This is a genomic window from Massilia sp. CFBP9026 (assembly GCF_034045165.1).
Lineage (GTDB): Bacteria > Pseudomonadota > Gammaproteobacteria > Burkholderiales > Burkholderiaceae_D > Telluria > Telluria arenae.
Genome location: NZ_JAXCWH010000001.1, coordinates 803,194 through 823,976, shown reverse-complemented (window position 1 = coordinate 823,976; position 20,783 = coordinate 803,194). Strand labels below are relative to the sequence as shown.

Here is a 20,783-nt window from a genome sequence, read left to right as displayed (position 1 = left end):
GGTGTCGTCACTCAAAAGCTTTGCGAAGCGGCGTCCAGGCCGCGGATCACGAGCACGCCGTCGGTCCGCGGCGCGGCATTCTGGCGTACCGGGGCTGCGGCGCGCGGCGCCGGCTCGTAGGCGGGTGCGGCGACCGGCTGGGCGGCGCTGCGTTCCGGCAGGCCCAGCACGGACTCGCGGGTGGCGCCGGCGGTGGCCGCCGGTTGCGGGTCGACCTGGTTGCGCAGCACCAGCGACAGTTCGCCGATCGAGCGCGCCAGGTCCAGCTTCTCCACCTGGTCCGGCGCCAGTTCGAGGGTCACGGCATTGACGACGCGCGGCTTGCTGTCGTCGACCGTCGATTCCTGGGCCACGGCCAGCACCAGGATCCGCTCCAGCACGATCTTCGAGATCGCGCCGGAGCCGGCGCCGGACAGGTCGCTGCCGGTGGCCTGCATATTGACCAGGATGTCGACGTAGTTGCCCGGCAGCGCGAAGCCGGCCACGCCGACCACGTCGTTGACGCGCACCGTCATGGCGCGCTTGCCGGCGCTGACCACCGACGACAGGCCGCCCAGCGTCCCTTTCGGCGCCAGCTTCGATTCGAGGATCGGCTCACCGACCAGGATCTCGGCGCGCGCGATACGGCCTTCGAGCGCCTTGAGGTCGGTGATCGCACCCGGCGGCACCGAGGTGGCCGGCCATTCGGCCAGCTGCAGGCTGGTCGGGGCCAGGCGCGAACCCTGGTTGATGTTGGCGATGGCCACCACCACCTGGCTGCCCGACGGGCCCTGCTCGCCCATCCACTTGGCGGCCATCACGACCGCGCCCAGCGCCAGCAGCAGGGCCGCGCCGATGATCAGGATTGCTCTCGAATTACGCATTGTTGTACTCCACAGTGCCGCGGTCGCGGCGTTCAGTCTCTAGGGGACGGCCGGCGGCGCCGGCGGCAAAATAGTTATCCCAGGCCCAGTCGATGGTGCGGGGCGACAGTTCCGGGGTTCGTTCTTCATAGCGCGCCAGGTCGCGCAGCTGGCGCATCAGGTCGCGCGGGTAGCAGGCCAGCAGCGGCACCTGGCGTTCCTCGTGGCGCGCCAGCAGGTAATCGAAGGCGGCGCCGTCGAACTCCACGCCGGCGCTGGCGCAGGCCTGGCGGAACAGCGCCGCGTATTCGCCGAGCGATGCCGCCGGGACCTCGATCTTGTAGCCCAGGCGGCGCAGGAAGGCGCCGTCCGACAGCCGCTGCGGTACGAAGTTCGACGAGAACACGACGATCACGTCGAACGGGATCTGGAAACTGTGGCCGGTGTGCAGCGTGAGGTAGTCGACGCTGCGGTCCATCGGCACGATCCAGCGGTTCATCAGGGCTTCCGGGGTGCAGCGCTGGCGCCCCAGGTCATCGATGATGAAGATGCCGTTATTCGACTTCAGGTGCGGCGGCGCCTGGTACAGGCGCGTGTGCGCATCGAAGCGCAGGTCCAGCATGTCCAGCGTCAGCTCGCCGCCGGCCAGGGCCGCCGGGCGGCGCACGCCGCGCACCCAGCGCGCGTCCGGCGCGCTGCCGCGATCCAGGCCGCTGCCGATCGAGCTTTCCTCGTCGGCCGCCACGTGCTGCACGGCGTCGAAGAAGGGAATCACCTCGCCATCGACCATCAGGGCATACGGTACCGCGATCGTGCCGACCAGCAGGTCGCGCAGGCGCTCGGCCAGGTAGGTCTTGCCGCTGCCGGCCAGGCCGTGCAAGAAGATCGCGCGGCCCGAGTTCATCGCCGCGCCCAGCTGGTCCAGGACCAGCGGGTTGACCACGATGCCGCCGAACGCGGCCGCCATGGCGCCGCGCGTGACCTGCATCGCCGCCACGCTCTGTTCTTTCACCTGGGCGGTATAGGACGCCAGCGTCACCGGCGCCGGACCGGCGTAGGCGTTGCGGGCGGCCGCGTTGGCGGCGCGCGCGCGGCCGGCGTCGGTCAGGATGTAGGACAGGTCGGCGTCGGTGCCGCTGTTGCCGACGCGGGCAATCTCGCACAGCTTCTCGGCGCGCAGGAAGACGACCAGCGGATCGATGACGCTGACGTTCAGCTTCAGGTGGCTCGCCAGTTCCGCCAGGCGCAGCTGGCCGCGCTGGTGCAGCACTTTCGACACCAGCTCGATCAGGAACAGGAACGGCAGGCCGGTGTCGTCGACCGTGCGCGGGGCACGGGCGTTGGCCGGGGCCAGCAGGACGTCGCTCACAGCGGCAACTTCCCGTGCACGCCGATCCACAGCATGCAGCCGACGGTGGCGACCGCGATCGCCACCGCGTAAGGCAGGCGGCCGCTGGCCGCTTGCGGCGGGGTCACCGGCGCGACGAGGCTGCCGGTCAGGGCCGATGCCGTGGTGTGCATGGCCATCTGCCAGGCATTGCCGACCAGGCGGCGCAGGCTGCGCTGCCAGGCCGCGAATACCAGCGCCAGCACGCCGCCGGCGACCAGGGTGACCAGGGCAACCGCCAGGATCTGGTCGACGCCGACGAAGGCGCCCACCATCGCCAGCAGCTTGACGTCGCCGGCGCCCATCATGCGCAGCGCGTACATCGGCAGCAGCAGCGCCAGGCCCAGGCCCCAGCCGCCCAGCGACTGCAGCAGGCCCAGGCCACCCACCTGCCCGCCGATCAGCCCATCGCCCGCAGGCAGCAGCGCGTGCAAGGCAAACGCCGCCAGCGCGCCGGGAAACACGATGGCGTTCGGGATGCGGCGTGCGCGTACATCGTGCCAGACGGCGGCGCCAAGCAGTGCGAACAGCAGGAAGAGTGGCAGGCTTGTCAAGATGGGCTCCGGTCAAAAAAAATCCGGCACGAAACGTCCGTGCCGGATGGGGGCCGCGTGGCGGCCGCTGTGTCGACGCTTAGGCGGCTGCCGGGGTCTTGGTGGCGATACGCTTGGCCAGGTTGTCGAACAGGGTGTTCAGGTTGGTGCCCAGCAGGCTGACGCCGGCGATGATGACGCCTGCGATCAGGGCGGCGATCAGTGCGTATTCGATTGCGGTGACGCCGTCTTCTTCTTTGATCAGGTTTTTGATGAAGTTCATGGTAAATCCTTTCAGTGATGTCAATTAGTTGGGCTTTATGCGCTCGTCCACACGGCCAACGCCGCGATGAAACAGACGACTGCGAGCAGGACGCTCAGGACCAGGTACGACATCGCCGGGCTGCCGCTTCTTTCATACTGCAGCTCCGGATTGTCTTCCCGCTTCTGTTCGGTGTCGTACACTTTCGCTCCTGTCCTCTTGCCGCCGTACCGTGTGAATCGATACGCAGCGCATGAGTTGAATATTACGGACAGGCCGATTTGTTGCCATCCGTCAAAACTACCTTTTTGAGGGGGACTTGTCGCCGTGGCGGTCTAGGACATAAGTCCTAGACGCCTTGTGGGAAGAGACTGACAGGGGGCGCGGCGGCCCATGAGGCCGCCGGCATTGGGCACGGTCAGGACAGGCCGTGCTTGGTGGCGTAGACGTACAGTTCGAGGCGGTTGGCCACGTCCAGCTTCTGGTAAATCGTGGTCAGGTGGTTGCGCAGGGTGCGCTCCGAGATGAAGGCGCGCTCGGCCAGGTCCTTGTTGAGGGCGCCCTTGCCCTGCACGATCATGCCGATCACCTCGCGTTCGCGCGCCGTCAGCGAGGCGATGCGCTGGGTTTCCGGATCGGCTTTCGGACTCGGGGCCACCAGTTGGCCCAGCAATACCTGCATCAGCGACTGGTCGAGCCACAGCTCGCCATCATGCACCTTGCGCACGGCCGCCAGCACGTCGTCGGTCGGCGCTTCCTTGCTGACCACGCCACGGGCGCCAGCCTTGACGGCCGCCGCCAGGGTGGCCTGGTCGCGGTTGGCGCTCAGGATCACGACCCTGGTCGAGCCGTTTTCGAGCAGGGCCGGCAGGAAGTCGATCGAGCTGCTGCCCTTCAGGTCGAGGTCGAGCAGCACGATATCGGGCCGGAATTGCGTGCACAAGTCCCTGGCTTCGGCGCCGTCGCTGGCGCTGCCGACCAGCTGGAAGGCATCGCCCTCGGCCTGGATCAGGCGCTCGAGGCCCCACAGCATGGTTTTATGGTCGTCGACCAGCAGGATACGAATGGTCATCTCTCTCCTTGGAGTGTGTCGTTATCAGTTTGGAATGCGGATGCGCAGCAGGGTCTGGCGGCCGTCGGCCTCGACTTCCAGTTTGCCGCCCAGGCCCTGGACCCGCTCCGCGATGGAGCGCGGCACGAAGGGCAGCGGGGCCTGGCCGGGCACGGTCGCCGGGTTGAAGATATCGATGGCGAGCATGCCGCCCTCTTCTTCGACCACCACGCCGGCGGTGCGGGCCCGGGTATGCTTGCAAATATTGTTGATGCCTTCGGTGACGATCTGGAATACCTCGGCCGCCATGCGGTCGTTGACCATGCTGTCGGCATGCATTTCCAGCATCACGTCCACCCCATAAAAGGACTCCACCTGGTGCAGCTGGCGCCGCAAGGCGATCAGCAACTCCGGTTCTTCCTGGCGCCCGCTGCGAAAGCGCTGGGCGAAGTCGCGCATGTCACCGATCACCCCCGAGCACATGTCCATCAGGCGATCGAGCTCGGGCGCGACCGGACTGCCGTCGCCAGCCTGGTTGCGGATCGCCGCCACCGCATGGCGCAGGCCGATGTACGGCTGGATGGTGCTGTCATGCAAGTCGCGCGCGATGGTCTGGCGCTCGCGGAAAGCGGCTTCGGACGCCAGCCGGTCGAGCAGGTCGATGGTTTCGATGACCGGAAACGCCTGCTGCACGATGTGTCTCAGGAAGCCGGCATCGCTGCGCCGCAGGCGGGCGCCGGTGACGAAGATGCGGCCGCTGCCCTTGCGCAGCGGCAGCGAGGCGCTGACGAAACCCTCGGCGTCCAGCAGGTCGGCGACGTGGCCGCAGGCGTCGGGGTCGGCCCTGTGCCAGTCGCGCTTGCCGATTCCCTGGCGCAGGGCGGTGGCCGTCCCCAGCACGAACAGATTGAAGTGGCGCGGCGGGGCCAGGTAGAGGATGGCGCCGTCGCCCAGTTGCAGCAGGGGCGCGACGTCGTCCGCATCCGGACGGCTGCGGCCGATCGCGCGGCCGCTCTTGGGGTGATGGGCCGTGTTCATGGTCCAGCGCTCATGGCTGTCCTGCATCAGCAGCACGCAGGTGTCGCCGCCATAGAAGCGCAGGATTTTCTCCATCAGCGAATCGAGCGTGTGCTGCACCCCGAAGCGCGGGTTGGACAGGCGGCTGACGTCGCGCAGCAGCGCCAGGCGCCGGCGCTGGTCGACCGCCAGTCCACCCCAGAACGCGACCATATAGCCAAGCGCCAGCACGAAGGTCGCGCGCAGCAGCAGGATGTGCAGCGAGGCCAGGCCCTGGGCGGCCAGCACCGACAAAGCCACTACGCCGACCGAACCGAGGGTGAGCTTGGCGCCGGCGTCGAAGCCGTGGCGGAACGAGGCGGCCAGGATGGCAAAGAAGAAGAACGAGAAGAACGGGCTGGCCGTGCCGCCGCTGGCCCAGACGATCAGGCCGTACCAGCCGATGTCGACCCAGTACACCAGCGGACCATGCGAGAAGCCGGCGCGGTAGCCTGCAATAACGAGCAGGGTCAGGCTGTGCAGGACGTAGGCGGCGAACACGAGCCAGGTCCAGCTGCCCGACAACGTCACCCCGCCCGGTCCGATATACAGGGTAAGCAGGGCCGAAACGGACAGCAGCACGCGCATGCCGAACACCATCCACACCTCGGCATCGGCCGCGGCCACGCGCTGTTCGGTGTCGGGCTGCCCGGCGCGCGCGCGGGCGCCTGTACGAAGGAAGGAAGGGACGATGCTCGCTAACCAAGTCATGTTGTGTGGCGCCGACAAAGGCGTTGAATCATTTTTAAAAGCGACACGGGAAATGATTTTTGCCCTGTAGAATCCCCGAAGCTTACCGCATGCCCCACGCCACTTTCCGTAAAATTGCCAGAGTAACGATGTATTCCATTCCTCGCCGTCAGTCCGGCGCCACACTCGTCGAGATGGCGCTGATCGCACCGGTCTTCTTGCTGGTGCTGGTCGCGATCATCGAGCTGAGCATGATGTTCTTCGCCACGCTCACGATGCAATATGCCGTGCGCGAAGGCGCGCGCTTCGCGATCACGGGCCGCAACTCGGAATCCGCGACCGGCAACCAGCAGCGTTACGCCAACGTCATCGCCAAGATCAAGGACAACTCGCTCGGCATGTACGAGCGCACCGATCCCCAGATCTCGGTCAACGGCACCAAATACTCGACCACCTCCTTCAGTAACGGCATGTTCGGCGCTCCCGGCGACATCGTCGTCATCCAGCTCGACTGTGGCTGGCCCGTGACGACGCCGCTGCTGTCGAGCTTCTTCACCAAGGGTGTCTATCAATTCACGGTCGCGGCGACCATGCGCAACGAGATATTCCCATGACGCATAACGAAGTCGAGCGCACGGTCGCTACTGTACCGAAAAGTTGCGACCGGCAGCGCGGCGTTGCCGCGGTCGAGCTCGCCCTGCTGCTACCGATGCTGGTGATCCTGGCCCTGTGCGCCATCGACGGCGCGCGCGCACTGCAGGCCAACATCATCATCACGAATATCGGGCGCGAAGGCGCCAACCTGGCCGCGCGCGGCAGCATCGACCTCGAGGACGGCAGCCAGGACATCATCTATGCCGTGATGGCGAGCGCGCCGCCGCTCAACGTCAACCAGCAAGGCATGATGTACATCACGCGCGTGATGGGCGTGGGCACGACGCGCAGCGTCGTGCTGGACCAGTACCGCTGGGACGACGCCGCGCGCAACCTCGGCGCGCGCAAGAGCACCTACCAGCCGACCAGCCGAATCTATGCCTGCGGCGCGTGGAACAGCGCCGGCAAATGCACCAGCATCAGCACCACGTCGCGCCCGACCGCGGCAGTGCTGACGGGTAAACTCGACGATGGCGAGATCGTCTACGTGGTCGAGACCTTCTATAAGTTCGACATGCTGGTCAATGCCTTCTCATTCGGCAAAGATTCCGCCCTTCCCGTCTTCGGGCCCGACCTGTATTCCATGAGCGTGTTCTGATATGGCTCCGATTCTTCACCGGCAGCGCGGCGCCATCGCCATCATGGTGGCTATTTCCATGCTCGTCCTTCTCGGCGTGGTCGGCCTGGCGATCGACGGCGGCCTGGCCTACCTGGTCAAGGCGCGCCTGAACGCCGCGGTCGATTCGGCCGCGCTGGCCGGCGCCCGTGCGGTTACCACCGGTAATAATGAGGCCGAACAGCGAGCCAGCGCCAAAGTAGCAGCGGAAGATTTCTTCAAGGCGAATATTCCAGATAATTACTTGCTGTCGGCACCGAAGATCCTGAGTACCACGGTCACGTTCAAAGCCGGGCAGGCCATCATCGACGTGGTAGCCGACGCGAAGATGCCGGTGTCGATCATGCAGGTTATGGGCTTTCAATCGCTGACACCGGTTGCCGCGGCGCAGACGATACGCAGCGACCTGGATATGGCGCTGGTCATCGATACCTCGGGCTCCTTGAAAGGTTCGGCGGCCACGGTGCGCAACTCATCGAAGAGTTTCCTCAGTAGATTTAACGTGACACAGGACCGTGTGGCCTTGATCCACTTCGCTTCCGGGGTGGAGACGGATAATCCGTTCGACACATCAACCCGCGGATTCGACCGTACCTCGATGAATGCCACGATCACCAATTACAACTTTGCTGGAGGCACGTCGTCGTTCGAGGGCGTATGGAAGGCGCGTGAGCAGCTCAATTCGGTACCGCTGGCCAATCGGTCCACCATGCGCGTGATCGTTTTCTTTTCCGATGGCGCGCCGACCTCGTTCGGCTCGTCCCTGACTTTCAACACCCCGAGCGACTGCACACGCGTCGGCTCCGTCGATCGTGTGCTGGATGGTGGCGGCCTTGGCAACCTGGCCAATAGCGAGCTCATTTTGCTCAGCGAAGGCTGCAAGACCTGGCGCTACACCACCGTCAACAAGAAAACGGTCGCTGTTCCAGCCGTGCGCCAGCTTCCAGCCTGGTACAACGCGCGGGCTGGATCGGTGCGCGAGTTTCCTATCGTGACGACCACCCCGCGGGTCGTCACCGCCGACATCAGTACCGCAGAGCTGTTTGAACGCAATATCCTGCGCGCCTCTCGCAATCTCGCGGAAAGTGTTGCCGAGAAATCCAGGACCGAGGGCATCACCGTGTTCACGCTCGGATTCGGGGCGGCGCTGAAGGAATCGGAGCCGTCGGATCCGGACACTGGCGAAATGATCCTGAAGTGCATGGCCAATACCGCCGACGCGCCAAAGCGCTGTCAAAAGCCGTCGCAGCCGGTCGGCATGTATTGCTACGCCGCCACCGACGCCGACTTGTCGCCCTGCTTCTCGCGCCTAGCCTCGGCCATCCTGCGCATATCGCAATAAAGTCCGCGGCGGGCGTCATCGCCCGGCAGCCGCCGGGCGACGACCTCCCTCACATCAGCTTGTCGAGCGTGATCGGCAACTCCCTCACCCGCTTGCCGCAGGCGTTGTAGACGGCGTTGGCGATCGCCGCCATCGTGCCGGTGATGCCGATCTCGCCCACCCCGCGCATGCCGGCCGGCGCATGCGGATCGGGGATGTCGAGCCACATCACCTCGACCTCCGGCACGTCGAGGTGGGCCGGCACGTGGTATTCCGACAGGCTGGCATTGACCACGCGGCCATTGCGCTCGTCGAGATGCGTCTCTTCCATCAACGCCGCGCCCAGGCCCATGATCATCCCGCCCCGCAGCTGGCTGGCGGCGGTCTTGGCGTTGAGGATGCGGCCGACGTCGAAGGAACCGAGCAGGCGCGTCACGCGCGGCTCGCCGGTGACGACATTGACCCGCGCCTCGCAGAAGATCGCGCCATAGGAATGCATCGACCAGTGCTCGCTCTCCTGCGACGGCGGCGCCTTGGCCGTCACTTCCACCTCGTCGCGGCCGGCCCGCGCCAGGATGTCGGCATAGCTTTCCCAGCGGCCGGCATCGTCGGCCTTGCACAGGCCGCCGTCGCGCGAACGCACTTGTTCAGGTTTCAAGCCCGCCAGCGGCGATTCGCGACCGGCCAGCTTCAGCAGCTCGGCGCACAGCGCTGCGTGCGCCGCCTTGACCGCCGCCGCGACCACGGCCGTCTGCTGCGAGCCGCCGGCCAGCACCGCGCCCGGTAGCGCCGAGTCGCCATAGTCGAAGCTCACCTGTTCCATCGGCAGCCCCAGCCGCACCGCGCACAGCTGGGTCTGGGCGGTAGCCGTCCCCATCCCCATCTCGTGCACGCCGACCGACACCCGCGCATGGCCGTCGCGCGACAGGACGATGCGGGCCGCCCCGCCCTCCATCCGATAGTAAGGAAACACCGCGGTGGCGCAGCCCAGGCCGACCAGCCATTCGCCTTCCTGGCGCATGCGTGGCTTCGCGTGGCGCTCCTGCCAGCCGAAGGCCTGGGCGCCGGCGCGATAGGCTTCGATCAGGTGGCGCGATGAAAACGGCGTGCCCTCGGTCGGATCCTGCACCGGCTCGTTGCGCCGGCGCAGCACGATCGGGTCGATGCCCAGCTGCTCGGCCAGCTCGTCGACCGCGCTCTCGAGGGCGAACGACCCGACCGATTCACCCGGCGCGCGCATCGGGACGTTGGCGACCATATTCATGTTCATCGCCTGCACCTCGAGCTTCATGGACGGGGCCGCATACAGCACGCGCGCATTGTGGATGAATGGCTCGGGCATTGCGTTGTATTCGGTCATCACCGCCACGCCGGTGTGGATCAGGGACATGAAACGGCCGTCACGGTCGGCGCCGATGGCCACCCGCTGCGCGGTCGTCGTGCGCCCGCCGACGGCGCGGCACACGCCCTCGCGCGACAGCATGATGCGCACCGGTCTGCCCGACGCCTTGGACGCGGCGGCGGCCAGCAGGTGGTGGCGCCATACCAGCTTGCCGCCAAAACCGCCGCCGACGAAGGGCGACGTGACCCGCACCTGTTCCTGCGCGATACCGAATACCTGGGCCAGCGTGAAGGCGGCATTGACAACGCCCTGGGTGGAATCGTGGACCCGCAGGACCTCGCCTTCCCAGGCGACCGTCACCGCGTGCAGCTCGATCGCGTGATGGTTCTGGCGCGGGGTGCCGTAGAGCTGGTCGACCCGCTGCGCCGCCGACGCCAGCGCGGCCTCGGCGTCACCGATGACGTTCTGCAGCGGCGCCCCCATGAATTCGGCCACTTTTATTCCGGCCGCGCGCGCCGCCTCCATGCTGGTCACCCCGTCCTCGACGTCGTAGCGCACGCGCAGCAGGGACGCCGCATGGTCGGCCTGCTCGCGGCTCTCCGCCAGCACCAGGGCCACCGGTTGGCCGTTCCAGTGCACGCGATCGTCCTGGAACACCGGCAGCGCGTCCCCGCTGCCGCCCAGCGGCTCGCGCATCAGCAGCGGCGGCGGCTGCATCTTCGGGGCATTGAGGTGGCTCATCACCAGCACGACGCCGGGCGCCGCCTCGGCCTTCGCGACGTCGAGGGCGGCGATGCGCCCTTTCGCCACCGTGCTGTACACGAGGGCGCCATGCACCATGCCGTCGAGCGCGAACTCGGCGGCATATTTCGCCTCGCCCTTCACCTTGACGGGGCCGTCCAGGCGCGACACGGGCGCGCCGATCAGCGGATCGTCGCTGGACGTCAGGGGATCGGGCTTGCCGCCCGTGACATAGCGGTCGGGCGCGAGCGCCACCGCCTTCTGCATGATCGCCTGGCCGGCCTTCTGGATGTTCTGCACGATCTTCATGCTCTCGCTCCTCAAGAATGTGCGGTGGCCAGGCGGTCGAGCACGGCCACTATCGTGCGCTGCGCCAGCGGGATCTTGAACGCGTTGTCGCGCAAGGGCCTGGCGTCGACCATCTCGGCCCGCGCCGCGGCCTCGAAATGGACGGCATCGGCCGGCTGGCCGCGCAGCATCTGCTCCAGCGTCGAGGCGCGCCACGGCCTGTGCGCGACGCCGCCCAGCGCCAGCCGCACGTCGCTCACCACTCCGTCCCGGACCTCGAGTGCGGCCGCCACCGACACCAGGGCGAAGGCATAGCTGGCGCGGTCGCGCACCTTGCGGTAGGTGGAGTTGGCGCCGAAGGCCAGCGCCGGGATCTCGATCGCCGTGATCAGTTCGCCGGGCTGGAGGACAGTCTCGCGCTCGGGACGATCCTCGGGCAGCAGGTGAAAGCCGGTGAACGGCACCTGGCGCGTACCGCCCACGCCCTGCAGATGGACGACGGCGTCGAGCGCGGCCAGCGCCACGCACATATCGGACGGGTGGGTGGCGATGCAGGCGCTCGATGCCCCCAGCACCGCGTGCATGCGGTGCACGCCCTGGAGCGCGTCGCAGCCCTCGCCCGGATTGCGCTTGTTGCAGTGGGCGCCGTCACGGTCGTAGAAATAGGTGCAGCGGGTGCGCTGCAGGACGTTGCCGGCCACGGTGGCCATATTGCGGATCTGGCCCGAGGCGCCGGAAGCGATGGCGCGTGACAGCAGCGGAAAGCGTGCGCGGCCACCATGTCGACGAAGTCGTGATATGCGGCGCCATGAGCCATATGTGCGTCGACGCCTGCAGCCGCGCCGCCAACGACTTCGGCTTCAAGGTCACGGTGGTGCACGATGCCTGCGCCTCGCGCGACCTGGAATTCGGCGGAGTCAGGGTGCCGGCGGCGCACGCCCATGCCGCCTTCATGGCGGCGCTCGGATTCGCCTATGCCGACATGCGCTCCACGGACGAGGTCACGACGCCGTGACGGCCATCGCCACCCGCCGCGCGACCGCCTCTCCGGCGTAGTGGCGGGTCGCGTTCGTCAGGCGGTAGCGCACCCCGTGCAGCCCATAATCGACCTCGACCAGCGAACGGGCCACGAGCCCCGACAGGCACCACTTCACGGCGGCGCCGTCGATCTCGGGGCAGGCACACTCCCTGGCGGCGTCGTCGAGGGTGAAGCTCCGGCGAAACACCGACAGGCGGTGCAGGACGGCACGCTCGCGCGGCGCGAGCAGGCGCCAGCTCCAGTCCAGCAGAGCGTCGGCCGAGCGGTGGCGTCCTTGCGCCTCTGCGCTCGCGCCATATGGCGCATCGCCCGCGCCGGCCAGCGCCGCAATGCCGTCGGTCCTGGCGCGCGCCGCGGCCAGGCCGATCAGCAAGGGGTTGCCGTCCAGTTGGCGGCACAGGTGTGCCGTCTTCGCCCGGCCGGCCGGATCGAGCCTGGTTCCACACCGCAGCGCGAACAGTTCCAGTGCCGCCGGCAAGGCCAATGGCGCCAGCCGGTGCACCCACTCGGCGCGCAGGTCCAGCGCCTCGCGGCTGGTCGCCAGCACGTGCAGCCGTGGCGCGGCCTCGAGCAGCGCCTCGGCCAGCAGCGCAGCCGGATCGGCGAGGTGGCCGCAATTGTCCAGCACCAGCAACAGCCGTCGTTCGGCCAGGGCGGCGCACAGGGCGGGGAGCGAGCCACCCAGCGTCAGCCCGACCGCGCCTGCTACCGCGTCCGTCAGCCGGGCACCGTCGGCCAGCGGCGCCAGGTCCAGGTAGGCCACGCGGCCATCGAAGCGCGGCGCCACACGGCGCGCCACCGCCAGCGCCAGCGCGCTCTTGCCCAGGCCGCCGGCGCCGACGACCGTGACCAGGCGCCGCTCGCCGACCATGCGGACCAGGGAAGCAACCGTCTCCTCCCGACCCAGCAGCGGCGCGGAGCCGTCCGGCAGCCCCGCGACCCTCGGCAAGGCGGCCGGTGCAGTCCGGCGCACGGCGGCGACGAACACATAGCCGCGCCCCAGCACGTTGACGATGTAGCGGCTGCCATCCTCGCCATCCCCGAGCGCGCGGCGCACGGCGGCGACGTGGGCGCGCAGCCGGCCCTGCTCCATGTCGGTCCGGGACGCCAGGCGGGCGACGATCTCGTCCTTGCCCACCACCTCGCCGGCGCGCACGGCCAGCAGCGCCAGCAATTCCAGCGCACGGGCGCCGAGCGGCAGCGCACACCCGTCCCGGCGCAGCGCGCGCCGGTCGAGCGACAGCGTAAAGGGGCCGAACGATAGCTCGCCTTCCGTCTCCATTCACCACCTCCACTGTCAATCTTATGATCACGATCATATGACTTGGATCAAGCGGCCGATGTTAAAAAGTGTGAAATCCTGGTGAGCTAAAAGTCTTGCAACAGGAGCAAGGCGGCGCGCCGGTCGGCGCCGTCATGGCCGTCGCCCAGGGCCAGCACCAGCGGTTGCAGCAGCGCCCTCGCCCGCGCGCCGTCTCCGGCGTCACGCCACAGACGGGCCAGGCTGATCGCGCAGCGCAGCTCCCAGGCCAGCGCGCCCTGGGCGCGGGCAGCGGCCAGGCCCCGTTCGAACAAGGCCTCGGCCGCCCTTGCCGCGCCCGCTCCCGGCAGCAGGCGTTCGCCGCTGGCGCGCCAGACCTCGGCAGCGCACCAGCCGACCTGGCCCTGGGCGCAGCGCTGCGCGGCCGCATCCACCCCGGCGCCGGCGGCCGCGCCAAGCCAGGTCACCAGGTGATCGCCCTGGACCGCGTCCAGGCCCCGGGCGGCGCCCGGCAGCGTCTCCAGGCGGCCCGAACGTGCCACTAGCACCTGGCGCGCCAGCCTGGCCCAGTCGCTCCAGTAGGCCAGCCCATGGCGTTCGGCATGCTCTTCCAGCTGACCGGCCAGGTCGCGCGCCCAAGCGTCGTCGCCGCGCCACAAGGCCACCGGCAAGGCGCCCAGCGCCAGGGCCCAGGCCAGCGACGCCGGCGCGCCGTCGCTGGCCGCGAGCGTGAGCAGATCGCGCGCCAGTGCCGCCGCCGCGCGCCCCTCGCCCAGCAGCCAGCGCGTGCGCGCCAGCAGCGCGCCGCGGACGACGTCGGCGCCGACCGGTCCGGCCAGGCGCAGCGGCGCCCGCGCATCCAGGGTCGCAGGCCGCTGCCGGGCCAGGCGCAGCGCCGCCTCATGCTCGCCCAACATGTGCAGGCTCGCGGCCGGCAGGCGGCGCGCCACCGCCAGCGTGCGCGCCAACCCACCCTGCGCCGCCACCCGCGCCATGCGCAGCGCGTGCTCGTGGGCGCTGCGATACAGGCCGGCGCCAAGGCAGCACACGGCGCAGACATACAGGGCTTCGGCCAGGGCTTCCGGCTGTCCGCCGGCCTCGGCCTGGCCGATTGCGCGCAGCCATGGTTCCCAGTCCGCGACCACGCCGCTGGCGATGGCGGCGTGCAGGCGTACCGCGTCGAGCGGGTCGGCGGCCGTTCCGGCGCCGATCGCTTCCAGCGCCGCGCGCACGTGGCGCTCGAGTTCCCGCTCGCCGAACAGGCCCGCGCCCAGCACCGCCGGCGCAGCCACCAGGCGCACGCCCAGCGCGCGCTCGCCGCCGGGGCCGAAGGCCCAGTCGAGCGCGGCGCGCAGATTGCCCGCCACATGGCTGGCGCAAGCCAGCCATGTGTCATAGTCGAGCGTGTCCCAGGCGCGCTCGCACTCGTCCAGCAGGCCCAGGGTGTACAGCGCGTGGCGCGCCGCCAGTGCGTTGCGCTCGGGGTCCTCGGCCAGGCGCTCGATCGCATAGGCGCGGGTGATCCCGAGCAGCACGAAGCGCGCGTCCGGCCCACCGGTGTCGGCCGCGACCAGCGACTTGGACACCAGGTCCAGCAGGCAGCTCACCATGCAACCGGCGGCGCCGGGGCCCACCACCGCCAGCGCCGCCTCGAGAGAGAACGGGCCGACGAACAGCGCGCAGTGGCGCAGCACGCGCTGCTCGTCGGGCGACAGCAGTTCATGGCTCCAGTCGAGCAGCGCGCGCAGGGTGCGGTGACGCGGCAGCACGGTGCGGCGCCCGCTGCCGAGCAGGCGCAGGCGGTCGCCCAGCTGCTCCACCACGCCCTGCACACCCAGCAGGCCCACCTGGGCGGCGGCGAACTCGATCGCCAGCGGCACCCCATCAACCCGGCGGCACAGCTTGACGGCCGCCGGCAGCTCGGCCTGTCCAAGCCGGAAGGAATCCATCCCGGCCTCGGCCCGGCTGGCCAGCAGCTGCAGGGCCGGATAGCGCAGCGCCTGTTCGAGGCTCAAGGCGGGATCGTCGGGCGGACAGGCGAGCGGCCCCAGTCGCAGCACCCACTCGCCGTCGGCGTCCAGCGGCTCGCGGCTGGTGGCGACGACGTCGATCCCGGGGGCCAGGCGCAGCAGGCATTCGGCAAGCGAGGTCGCGGCCTCGATCAGGTGCTCGCAGTTGTCCAGCACGATCAACATGCGGCGCGGCGCCAGCCAGCGCTCCAGCAGCGCGCGCACGCCCTCGCCGTCCGGCTCCAGGCCCAGGCTGGCGGCCAGCGCATCGGGGATCTGGATCGCGCTGCTCAAGATGCCCAGGTCGACGAAGCAGGCGCCGTCGGCATAGCCGTCCTGCAGCTGCCGGGCCAGGCACAGCGCCAGCGTGGTCTTGCCGATGCCGCCATGGCCGACGATAGTGACCAGGCGACAGCGCGGCAGCAGCGCCCGCAATTGCTCCATCACGTCCTCGCGCCCCAGCATGCTCGTCATCCGCAGCGGCAAGGGGCGCGGGCCGGCGGGCGGCGCCACACTGGCATCGGCATCGACCTCGGCATCGAGGCGCAGCGCGACCACCGGCGCCACGAAACTGTAGCCGCGCCCCGGCACGTTGGCGATATGGCGTGAGGCGCCGGGGCCGTCGCCGAGCGCCTTGCGCAGCGCCCCGATGTGCACCCGCAGGCAGCTATCCTCGACCACGGTGCCGGGCCAGATCGTGCGTTCGAGTTCGGCGCGGCTGACCACTTCGCCGGCCCGCTCGACCAGCACCAGCAGCAGCTCCAGCGCACGCCCGCCCAGCCGCACCGGGGTCGGCCCCAGGAACAGCTGGCGCGCCTGGCGCAGCAGTCGGAAGGCGCCGAAGACATAGACGGGCGCCTCGCCCTGCGGCTCCTGTCTTACTCCCACGCTGCGCTCCGCACCTGTTCCTGTTTCTGTTCCTGATCGTCACGGGCGGTGTGCAGCAGGCGCTCCGCGACGATCCACGCCTCGCCGCTGGCAGCCAGTTGCGCCGCCGCATAGCGGCGGGTCGTGTTCAACAGGCGGTAGCGTGGCGCGTCGAACTCATCGACGCCGTCTTCGGCGACCAGCAGTGAGCAGGCGGCCAGTCCCGCCAGGGCCCGCCCGGCCTCGCCCCGTCCAAGCGCACCAAAGGCGCACACCCGCAGCGCAGTCTTCGGCGCGAAGGCGCCCGCGAATACCGACAGCCGGCGCAGGAGCGTGCGCTCCGCCTCGTCCAGCAGGCGATGGCTGGCATCGAGCATGGCCCCTAGCGAGGCATGGCGCGGACCGGCCAGGCGCCGGCTGCGCGTCAACAGAAGGAGCAGGTCGTCCAGGCGCGCCGCCAGCCCCTCGACGCCCAGCGCCTCGACCCGCGCGGCGGCCAGTTCGAGCGCCAGCGGCAGGCCGTCCAGTTGGCGGCACAGTGCGGCCACGCAGGCCAGGTTGGCCGGGGTCAGCGCGAAGCCGCTGCTATTGGCCTCGGCGCGCTCGACGAACAGGGCGATCGCGGGCCACGCCAGCGCTTGCCGGCAATCGAGCGCGGCATCCGGCGCGGGCACGTCCAGCGGCGGCACCCCGACCACCCGCTCGCCGGCGACGCCGAGGGGCGCGCGGCTGGTGGCCAGGACCGTGACGCGCGCGTCCGCGCCGGCCAGGCGCGCGGCCACGGCCGCCGCCGCCGGCAACGCGGCTTCGCAGTTGTCGAGCACCAGCAGGGACTGGCGCTCGCGCAGTGCGCGCCAGTCCATCGCCGCCGGGTCGATGCCGCCGGCGCAGTCGACCACCTGGCAACCGTCGGCATCATGGCGCGCCTGCGCGGCCGCATGGGCCAGCGCCGTCTTGCCGCTGCCGCCGGCGCCGACCAGGGTCGTCACCCGGCCCGGCGCCAGGCTGCTTGCGAGCCGCTCCAGCAGGGCCGCGCGTCCGACCAGCCGCCCCGGACGCGGACCGCGCAGCGGCGCCAGCGGGCCGGCCGCCACGCTTTTGACGAAGCGGTAGCCGCGCCCGGGCAAGGTCAGGATGTACTGGTCGGACGGATTCTCGCCGAGCGCCTTGCGCATCGCCGACATATGCACCCGCAAGCCGTTCTCCTCGACCACCGAATGCGGCCACACGGCCACGACCAGTTCGTGGTGGCTGACCACCTCGCCGGCGCGCGCGATCAGCGCGACCAGCAGGTCGAAGGCGCGCCCGCCGAGCGGCACCGGCGTCTCGCCGCGCACCAGCAGCTTGCGCGCCGGGTACAGCGCAAAGCGCCCGAAGGTGTAATCGGGCCCGCCCCGCACCGGCCGGGCGTGCTGCATGCCGGCGGACGGCGGTGGTGGCGGCGCGGTAGAGGTATCGGTATGCATGTGATCGGTCAAACACACGGCATGGCGCACGGTATTGCGCGTCGATACCGCTACCTTAAATGGTTGCCGACCCGATGACAAGAAGTAAATATGCAACAGCTCAGCCCAGGTGCTTGCGCAGGAAGGCCAGCGTACGCCAGTTGGCCAGTTCGGCCGAGGCCCGGTCGAAATGGGCGCCGCCGGGGCGCGCGAACGCGTGCCACTGGCCCGGATAGCCGTTGATCGTGACGCCGGGACGGTCCGCGAGGGCGGCGCGGATCGCGGCCTGGGCCGGCTTGTCGATGTATTCGTCCTCTTCGGCCAAGTGCATCAGGAGTGGCGTGTCGATCCGGGCGGCGCGCTCGAGGAAGCGTTCGGTGCCACCGCCATAGTAGGCCACACCCGCATCGGCGGCGCCGGTGGCGGCCACCAGGTAGGTCAGCAAGCCGCCCAGGCAGTAGCCCATCACGCCGACCCGGCCCGAGCCACCTTCCAGGCTGCGCGCGGCGGCGATGGCGGCGACGACGTCGGCGGCGCCCTGGTCGAAATCGTAGGCCCGGTACAGGGCGAATCCACGCTCCTGGTGGGCCGGCTCGCCCTCGCTCATCGACAGATCGCGCTCGCTACGCCAGAACAGGTCCGGACACAGCGCGATGAAGCCGTGGCCGGCCATCTCATGGGCGATGCTGCGGATGCCGGCATTGACCCCGAAGATCTCCTGCAAGACCACCACCACGGGGGCCGGCGCGCTTGCCTGGTCCGGACGCGCGACGTGGGCGGAGAAGCTGCCGTCGGCGACGGCGATATCGATGGTGTAGTCCATGGCTCTTCCTTCTGTCAGGTGTTGTCGGGCTGGAAATTCGAGTCTACTCACCCTGGACGGCGCCGCGGGTGAATTCTCGTGAAACGGTGCGCGGCCGCCGGGCTGCGCACCGTTTCACGATCCTTCACTACCTGCCGGCGCCAGGCACTGCATACACTGGCTGCCAAGCTTTTCCGTCAACCACATCCACCCCAGGGAGAACCCCGCATGACCATCTACACCACCAAGGAAGGCGTCGAACTCTATTACAAAGACTGGGGCAGCGGCCAGCCCATCGTGTTCTGCCACGGCTGGCCACTGAACTCGGACAGCTGGGAATCGCAGATGATCTTCTTCGCCGACCAGGGCTACCGCTGCATCGCCCACGACCGCCGCGGCCACGGCCGCTCGAGCCAGCCGTGGGATGGCAACGACATGGACCATTACGCCGACGACCTGGCCGAGCTGCTCACCCACCTCGACGTCAAGGATGCGGTGCTGTTCGGCTTTTCGACCGGCGGCGGCGAAGTGGCACGCTATATCGGCCGCCACGGTACCGCGCGCATCGCCAAGGCCGGCCTGATCTCGGCGGTGCCGCCGCTGATGCTCAAGACCGAGGCGAATCCGGGCGGCCTGCCGCTGGAGGTGTTCGACGGCCTGCGCGCCGCCCAGCTGGCCGACCGCTCCCAGTTCTACCTCGATGTCCCGAGCGGCCCGTTCTACGGCTTCAACCGGCCCGGCGCCAAGGTCTCGCAAGGGCTGATCCAGTCATGGTGGATGCAGGGCATGCTGGGCGGCCACAAGAACACCTATGACTCGATCAAGGCGTTCTCGGAGACCGATTTCACCGAAGACCTGAAGAAGTTCACAATCCCGACCCTGATCGTCCACGGCGACGACGACCAGATCGTGCCGATCGACGCCGCCGGGCGCGCCTCCAAACGCCTGATCCCGCACGCGCAGCTGATCGTGTATCCGGGCGCGCCGCACGGCCTGACCGACACCCACAAGGATCAGGTCAATGCCGACCTCCTGGCCTTCGTGCGCGGCTGACCGCTCCCCCATAATCCAGAGGACGATGCCATGAAAGAGCTGACCACCGCCGCGGGCGCCCCCGTGGTCGACAACCAGAACACCATGACTGCCGGCCCGCGTGGCCCGGCCCTGCTGCAGGACGTGTGGTTCCTGGAGAAGCTGGCCCACTTCGACCGCGAAGTGATCCCCGAACGCCGCATGCACGCCAAGGGCGGCGGCGCCTTCGGCACCTTCACCGTAACCCACGACATCACGCGCTACACCAAGGCGCGCATGTTCTCCGAGGTCGGCAAGAAGACCGACCTGTTCCTGCGCTTTTCGACGGTGGCCGGCGAGCGCGGCGCCGCCGACGCCGAACGCGACATCCGCGGCTTCGCGATCAAGTTCTATACCGAGCAGGGTAACTGGGACCTGGTCGGCAACAACACGCCCGTGTTCTTCCTGCGCGACCCGCTCAAGTTCCCCGACCTGAACCATGCCATCAAGCGCGATCCGCGCACCGGCCTGCGCAGCGCCGACAACAACTGGGATTTCTGGTCCAGCCTGCCCGAGGCGCTGCACCAGGTGACGATCGTCATGAGCGACCGCGGCATTCCCAGGAGTTTTCGCCACATGCACGGCTTCGGCAGCCATACCTTCAGCTTCATCAGCGCCGCCAACGAGCGCTTCTGGGTCAAGTTCACCCTCAAGACCCAGCAGGGCATCCAGAACCTGAGCGACCTTGACGCCGGCGCCCTGATCGGCCGCGACCGCGAAAGCCATCTGCGCGACCTGTATGACAGCATCGAGGCCGGCGACTTCCCGCGCTGGACCCTGTACGTGCAGATCATGCCCGAGAAAGAGGCGGCCACCTATCGCTACAACCCCTTCGACCTGACCAAGGTCTGGCTGCATGCCGACTATCCTTTGACCGAAGTCGGCGTGCTGGAGCTGAACCGCAACCCGGACAACAACTTCGCCGACGTCGAGCAGGCCGGCTTCAACCCGGCCCACATCGTGCCGGGAATCGGCTTCTCGCCCGACAAGATGCTGCAGGGCCGCCTGTTCTCCTACGGCGACGCACTGCGCTACCGGCTGGGCGTAAACCACCACCAGATTCCGGTGAATGCGCCGCGCTGCCCGGTGCACAGCTACCACCGCGACGGCGCGATGCGGGTCGACGGCAACCGTGGCGGCACCACCTCGTACGAGCCGAACCGCCACGGCGAGTGGCAGGAACAGCCCGACTTCAGGGAGCCGCCGCTGTCGCTCGAAGGCGCCGCCGACCACTGGAACCACCGGGTCGACGCCGACTATTACTCGCAGCCCGCGCTGCTGTTCCAGAAGATGTCGCCGGCCCAGCGCGAGGCGCTGTTCCAGAACACGGCACGCGCGATCGCCGGCGCGTCGGACGAGGTCAAGGCGCGCCACATCGCCAACTGTACGATGTGCGATCCGGCCTATGGCGAGGGCGTGGCGCGCGCCATCCTGCAGGGCAGCGAGGGGAGCTGAACACGGGCGCGGCCAGCCAAGGAAAGGCGCGGACGGGCCCGGTGCTATAGA

At 68.9% G+C, this 20,783-nt stretch carries 19 protein-coding genes; 6 read left to right on the top strand and 13 right to left on the bottom strand.

Features of this window, described 5'->3' with window-relative positions; all coding sequences use genetic code 11:
- Positions 1-11: 11 nt before the first annotated feature.
- From cpaB to SOM28_RS03340, 7 genes are all read right to left on the bottom strand, one after another.
- A complete protein-coding gene (gene cpaB, locus SOM28_RS03370; RefSeq protein WP_123070918.1) occupies positions 12-863 on the bottom strand; it encodes a Flp pilus assembly protein CpaB in 852 nt (283 codons plus the stop codon).
- Positions 856-2,211 carry a DUF8689 domain-containing protein gene (locus SOM28_RS03365; RefSeq protein WP_123070917.1) on the bottom strand — a complete coding sequence of 452 codons (1,356 nt, stop codon included), beginning with the start codon at positions 2,209-2,211 and terminating at the stop codon, positions 856-858. Before SOM28_RS03365 ends, cpaB begins: the two co-directional genes overlap by 8 nt.
- Positions 2,208-2,783, bottom strand: coding sequence for an A24 family peptidase (locus SOM28_RS03360; protein WP_320467191.1), 576 nt, complete (start codon positions 2,781-2,783; stop codon positions 2,208-2,210). The genes SOM28_RS03365 and SOM28_RS03360 overlap by 4 nt, the downstream gene beginning before the upstream one ends.
- Before the next feature lie 79 nt (positions 2,784-2,862).
- Entirely contained in the window at positions 2,863-3,045 is a 183-nt protein-coding gene (locus SOM28_RS03355) for a Flp family type IVb pilin (protein WP_123069789.1), read from the bottom strand.
- 35 nt (positions 3,046-3,080) lie between these two features.
- Positions 3,081-3,227, bottom strand: coding sequence for a hypothetical protein (locus SOM28_RS03350; protein WP_183407439.1), 147 nt, complete (start codon positions 3,225-3,227; stop codon positions 3,081-3,083).
- Positions 3,228-3,442: 215 nt separating this feature from the next.
- Positions 3,443-4,096, bottom strand: a complete 654-nt coding sequence (locus SOM28_RS03345) for a response regulator transcription factor (RefSeq protein ID WP_320467190.1) — start codon at positions 4,094-4,096, stop codon at positions 3,443-3,445.
- A 24-nt stretch (positions 4,097-4,120) separates the two neighbouring features.
- Positions 4,121-5,842, bottom strand: coding sequence for a sensor histidine kinase (locus SOM28_RS03340; protein ID WP_320467189.1), 1,722 nt, complete (start codon positions 5,840-5,842; stop codon positions 4,121-4,123).
- Positions 5,843-5,970: 128 nt separating this feature from the next.
- Here SOM28_RS03340 and SOM28_RS03335 point away from each other — a divergent pair, with 128 nt between their 5' ends.
- From SOM28_RS03335 to SOM28_RS03325, 3 genes are read left to right on the top strand one after another with little or no spacing between them, the layout of a single operon-like run.
- A complete protein-coding gene (locus tag SOM28_RS03335; protein ID WP_320467188.1) occupies positions 5,971-6,435 on the top strand; it encodes a TadE/TadG family type IV pilus assembly protein in 465 nt (154 codons plus the stop codon).
- Positions 6,432-7,073: a TadE/TadG family type IV pilus assembly protein gene (locus tag SOM28_RS03330; RefSeq protein WP_123069793.1), complete on the top strand. Its 642-nt coding sequence runs from the start codon at positions 6,432-6,434 to the stop codon at positions 7,071-7,073. The genes SOM28_RS03335 and SOM28_RS03330 overlap by 4 nt, the downstream gene beginning before the upstream one ends.
- 1 nt (position 7,074) lies before the next feature.
- On the top strand, positions 7,075-8,433 hold the full coding sequence (locus tag SOM28_RS03325) for a VWA domain-containing protein (protein ID WP_123069794.1): 1,359 nt from the start codon (positions 7,075-7,077) through the stop codon (positions 8,431-8,433).
- 49 nt (positions 8,434-8,482) lie between these two features.
- Here the strand turns inward: SOM28_RS03325 and SOM28_RS03320 are convergent, their stop codons facing one another.
- Together SOM28_RS03320 and SOM28_RS03315 are read right to left on the bottom strand one after the other, a co-directional pair.
- Positions 8,483-10,804: a xanthine dehydrogenase family protein molybdopterin-binding subunit gene (locus tag SOM28_RS03320; protein ID WP_320467187.1), complete on the bottom strand. Its 2,322-nt coding sequence runs from the start codon at positions 10,802-10,804 to the stop codon at positions 8,483-8,485.
- A gap of 11 nt (positions 10,805-10,815) precedes the next feature.
- A complete protein-coding gene (locus SOM28_RS03315) occupies positions 10,816-11,526 on the bottom strand; it encodes an FAD binding domain-containing protein (protein WP_414675136.1) in 711 nt (236 codons plus the stop codon).
- Positions 11,527-11,531: 5 nt separating this feature from the next.
- Between SOM28_RS03315 and SOM28_RS03310 the strand changes: the two genes are divergently transcribed.
- Positions 11,532-11,798, top strand: a complete 267-nt coding sequence (locus SOM28_RS03310; protein WP_414675128.1) for an isochorismatase family protein — start codon at positions 11,532-11,534, stop codon at positions 11,796-11,798.
- Here SOM28_RS03310 and SOM28_RS03305 read toward each other — a convergent pair.
- From SOM28_RS03305 to SOM28_RS03290, 4 genes are all read right to left on the bottom strand, one after another.
- Positions 11,785-13,104 (bottom strand): ATP-binding protein, encoded by a 1,320-nt coding sequence (locus tag SOM28_RS03305; RefSeq protein ID WP_320467186.1) that lies wholly within the window; start codon positions 13,102-13,104, stop codon positions 11,785-11,787. The two genes, SOM28_RS03310 and SOM28_RS03305, sit on opposite strands and share 14 nt — an antisense overlap.
- Positions 13,105-13,190: 86 nt before the next feature.
- Positions 13,191-15,980 carry an ATP-binding protein gene (locus SOM28_RS03300; protein ID WP_320467185.1) on the bottom strand — a complete coding sequence of 930 codons (2,790 nt, stop codon included), beginning with the start codon at positions 15,978-15,980 and terminating at the stop codon, positions 13,191-13,193.
- A complete protein-coding gene (locus tag SOM28_RS03295) occupies positions 15,971-17,425 on the bottom strand; it encodes a winged helix-turn-helix domain-containing protein (protein WP_320467184.1) in 1,455 nt (484 codons plus the stop codon). Before SOM28_RS03295 ends, SOM28_RS03300 begins: the two co-directional genes overlap by 10 nt.
- A 100-nt stretch (positions 17,426-17,525) precedes the next feature.
- Positions 17,526-18,227, bottom strand: a complete 702-nt coding sequence (locus SOM28_RS03290; protein ID WP_320467183.1) for a dienelactone hydrolase family protein — start codon at positions 18,225-18,227, stop codon at positions 17,526-17,528.
- Positions 18,228-18,434: 207 nt separating this feature from the next.
- On the opposite strand from SOM28_RS03290, the gene SOM28_RS03285 reads away from it, so the two are divergent.
- Together SOM28_RS03285 and SOM28_RS03280 are read left to right on the top strand one after the other, a co-directional pair.
- Positions 18,435-19,259 carry an alpha/beta fold hydrolase gene (locus SOM28_RS03285; protein WP_320467182.1) on the top strand — a complete coding sequence of 275 codons (825 nt, stop codon included), beginning with the start codon at positions 18,435-18,437 and terminating at the stop codon, positions 19,257-19,259.
- A gap of 30 nt (positions 19,260-19,289) precedes the next feature.
- Positions 19,290-20,732 carry a catalase gene (locus SOM28_RS03280; RefSeq protein WP_320467181.1) on the top strand — a complete coding sequence of 481 codons (1,443 nt, stop codon included), beginning with the start codon at positions 19,290-19,292 and terminating at the stop codon, positions 20,730-20,732.
- The last annotated feature ends 51 nt before the right edge of the window (positions 20,733-20,783 follow it).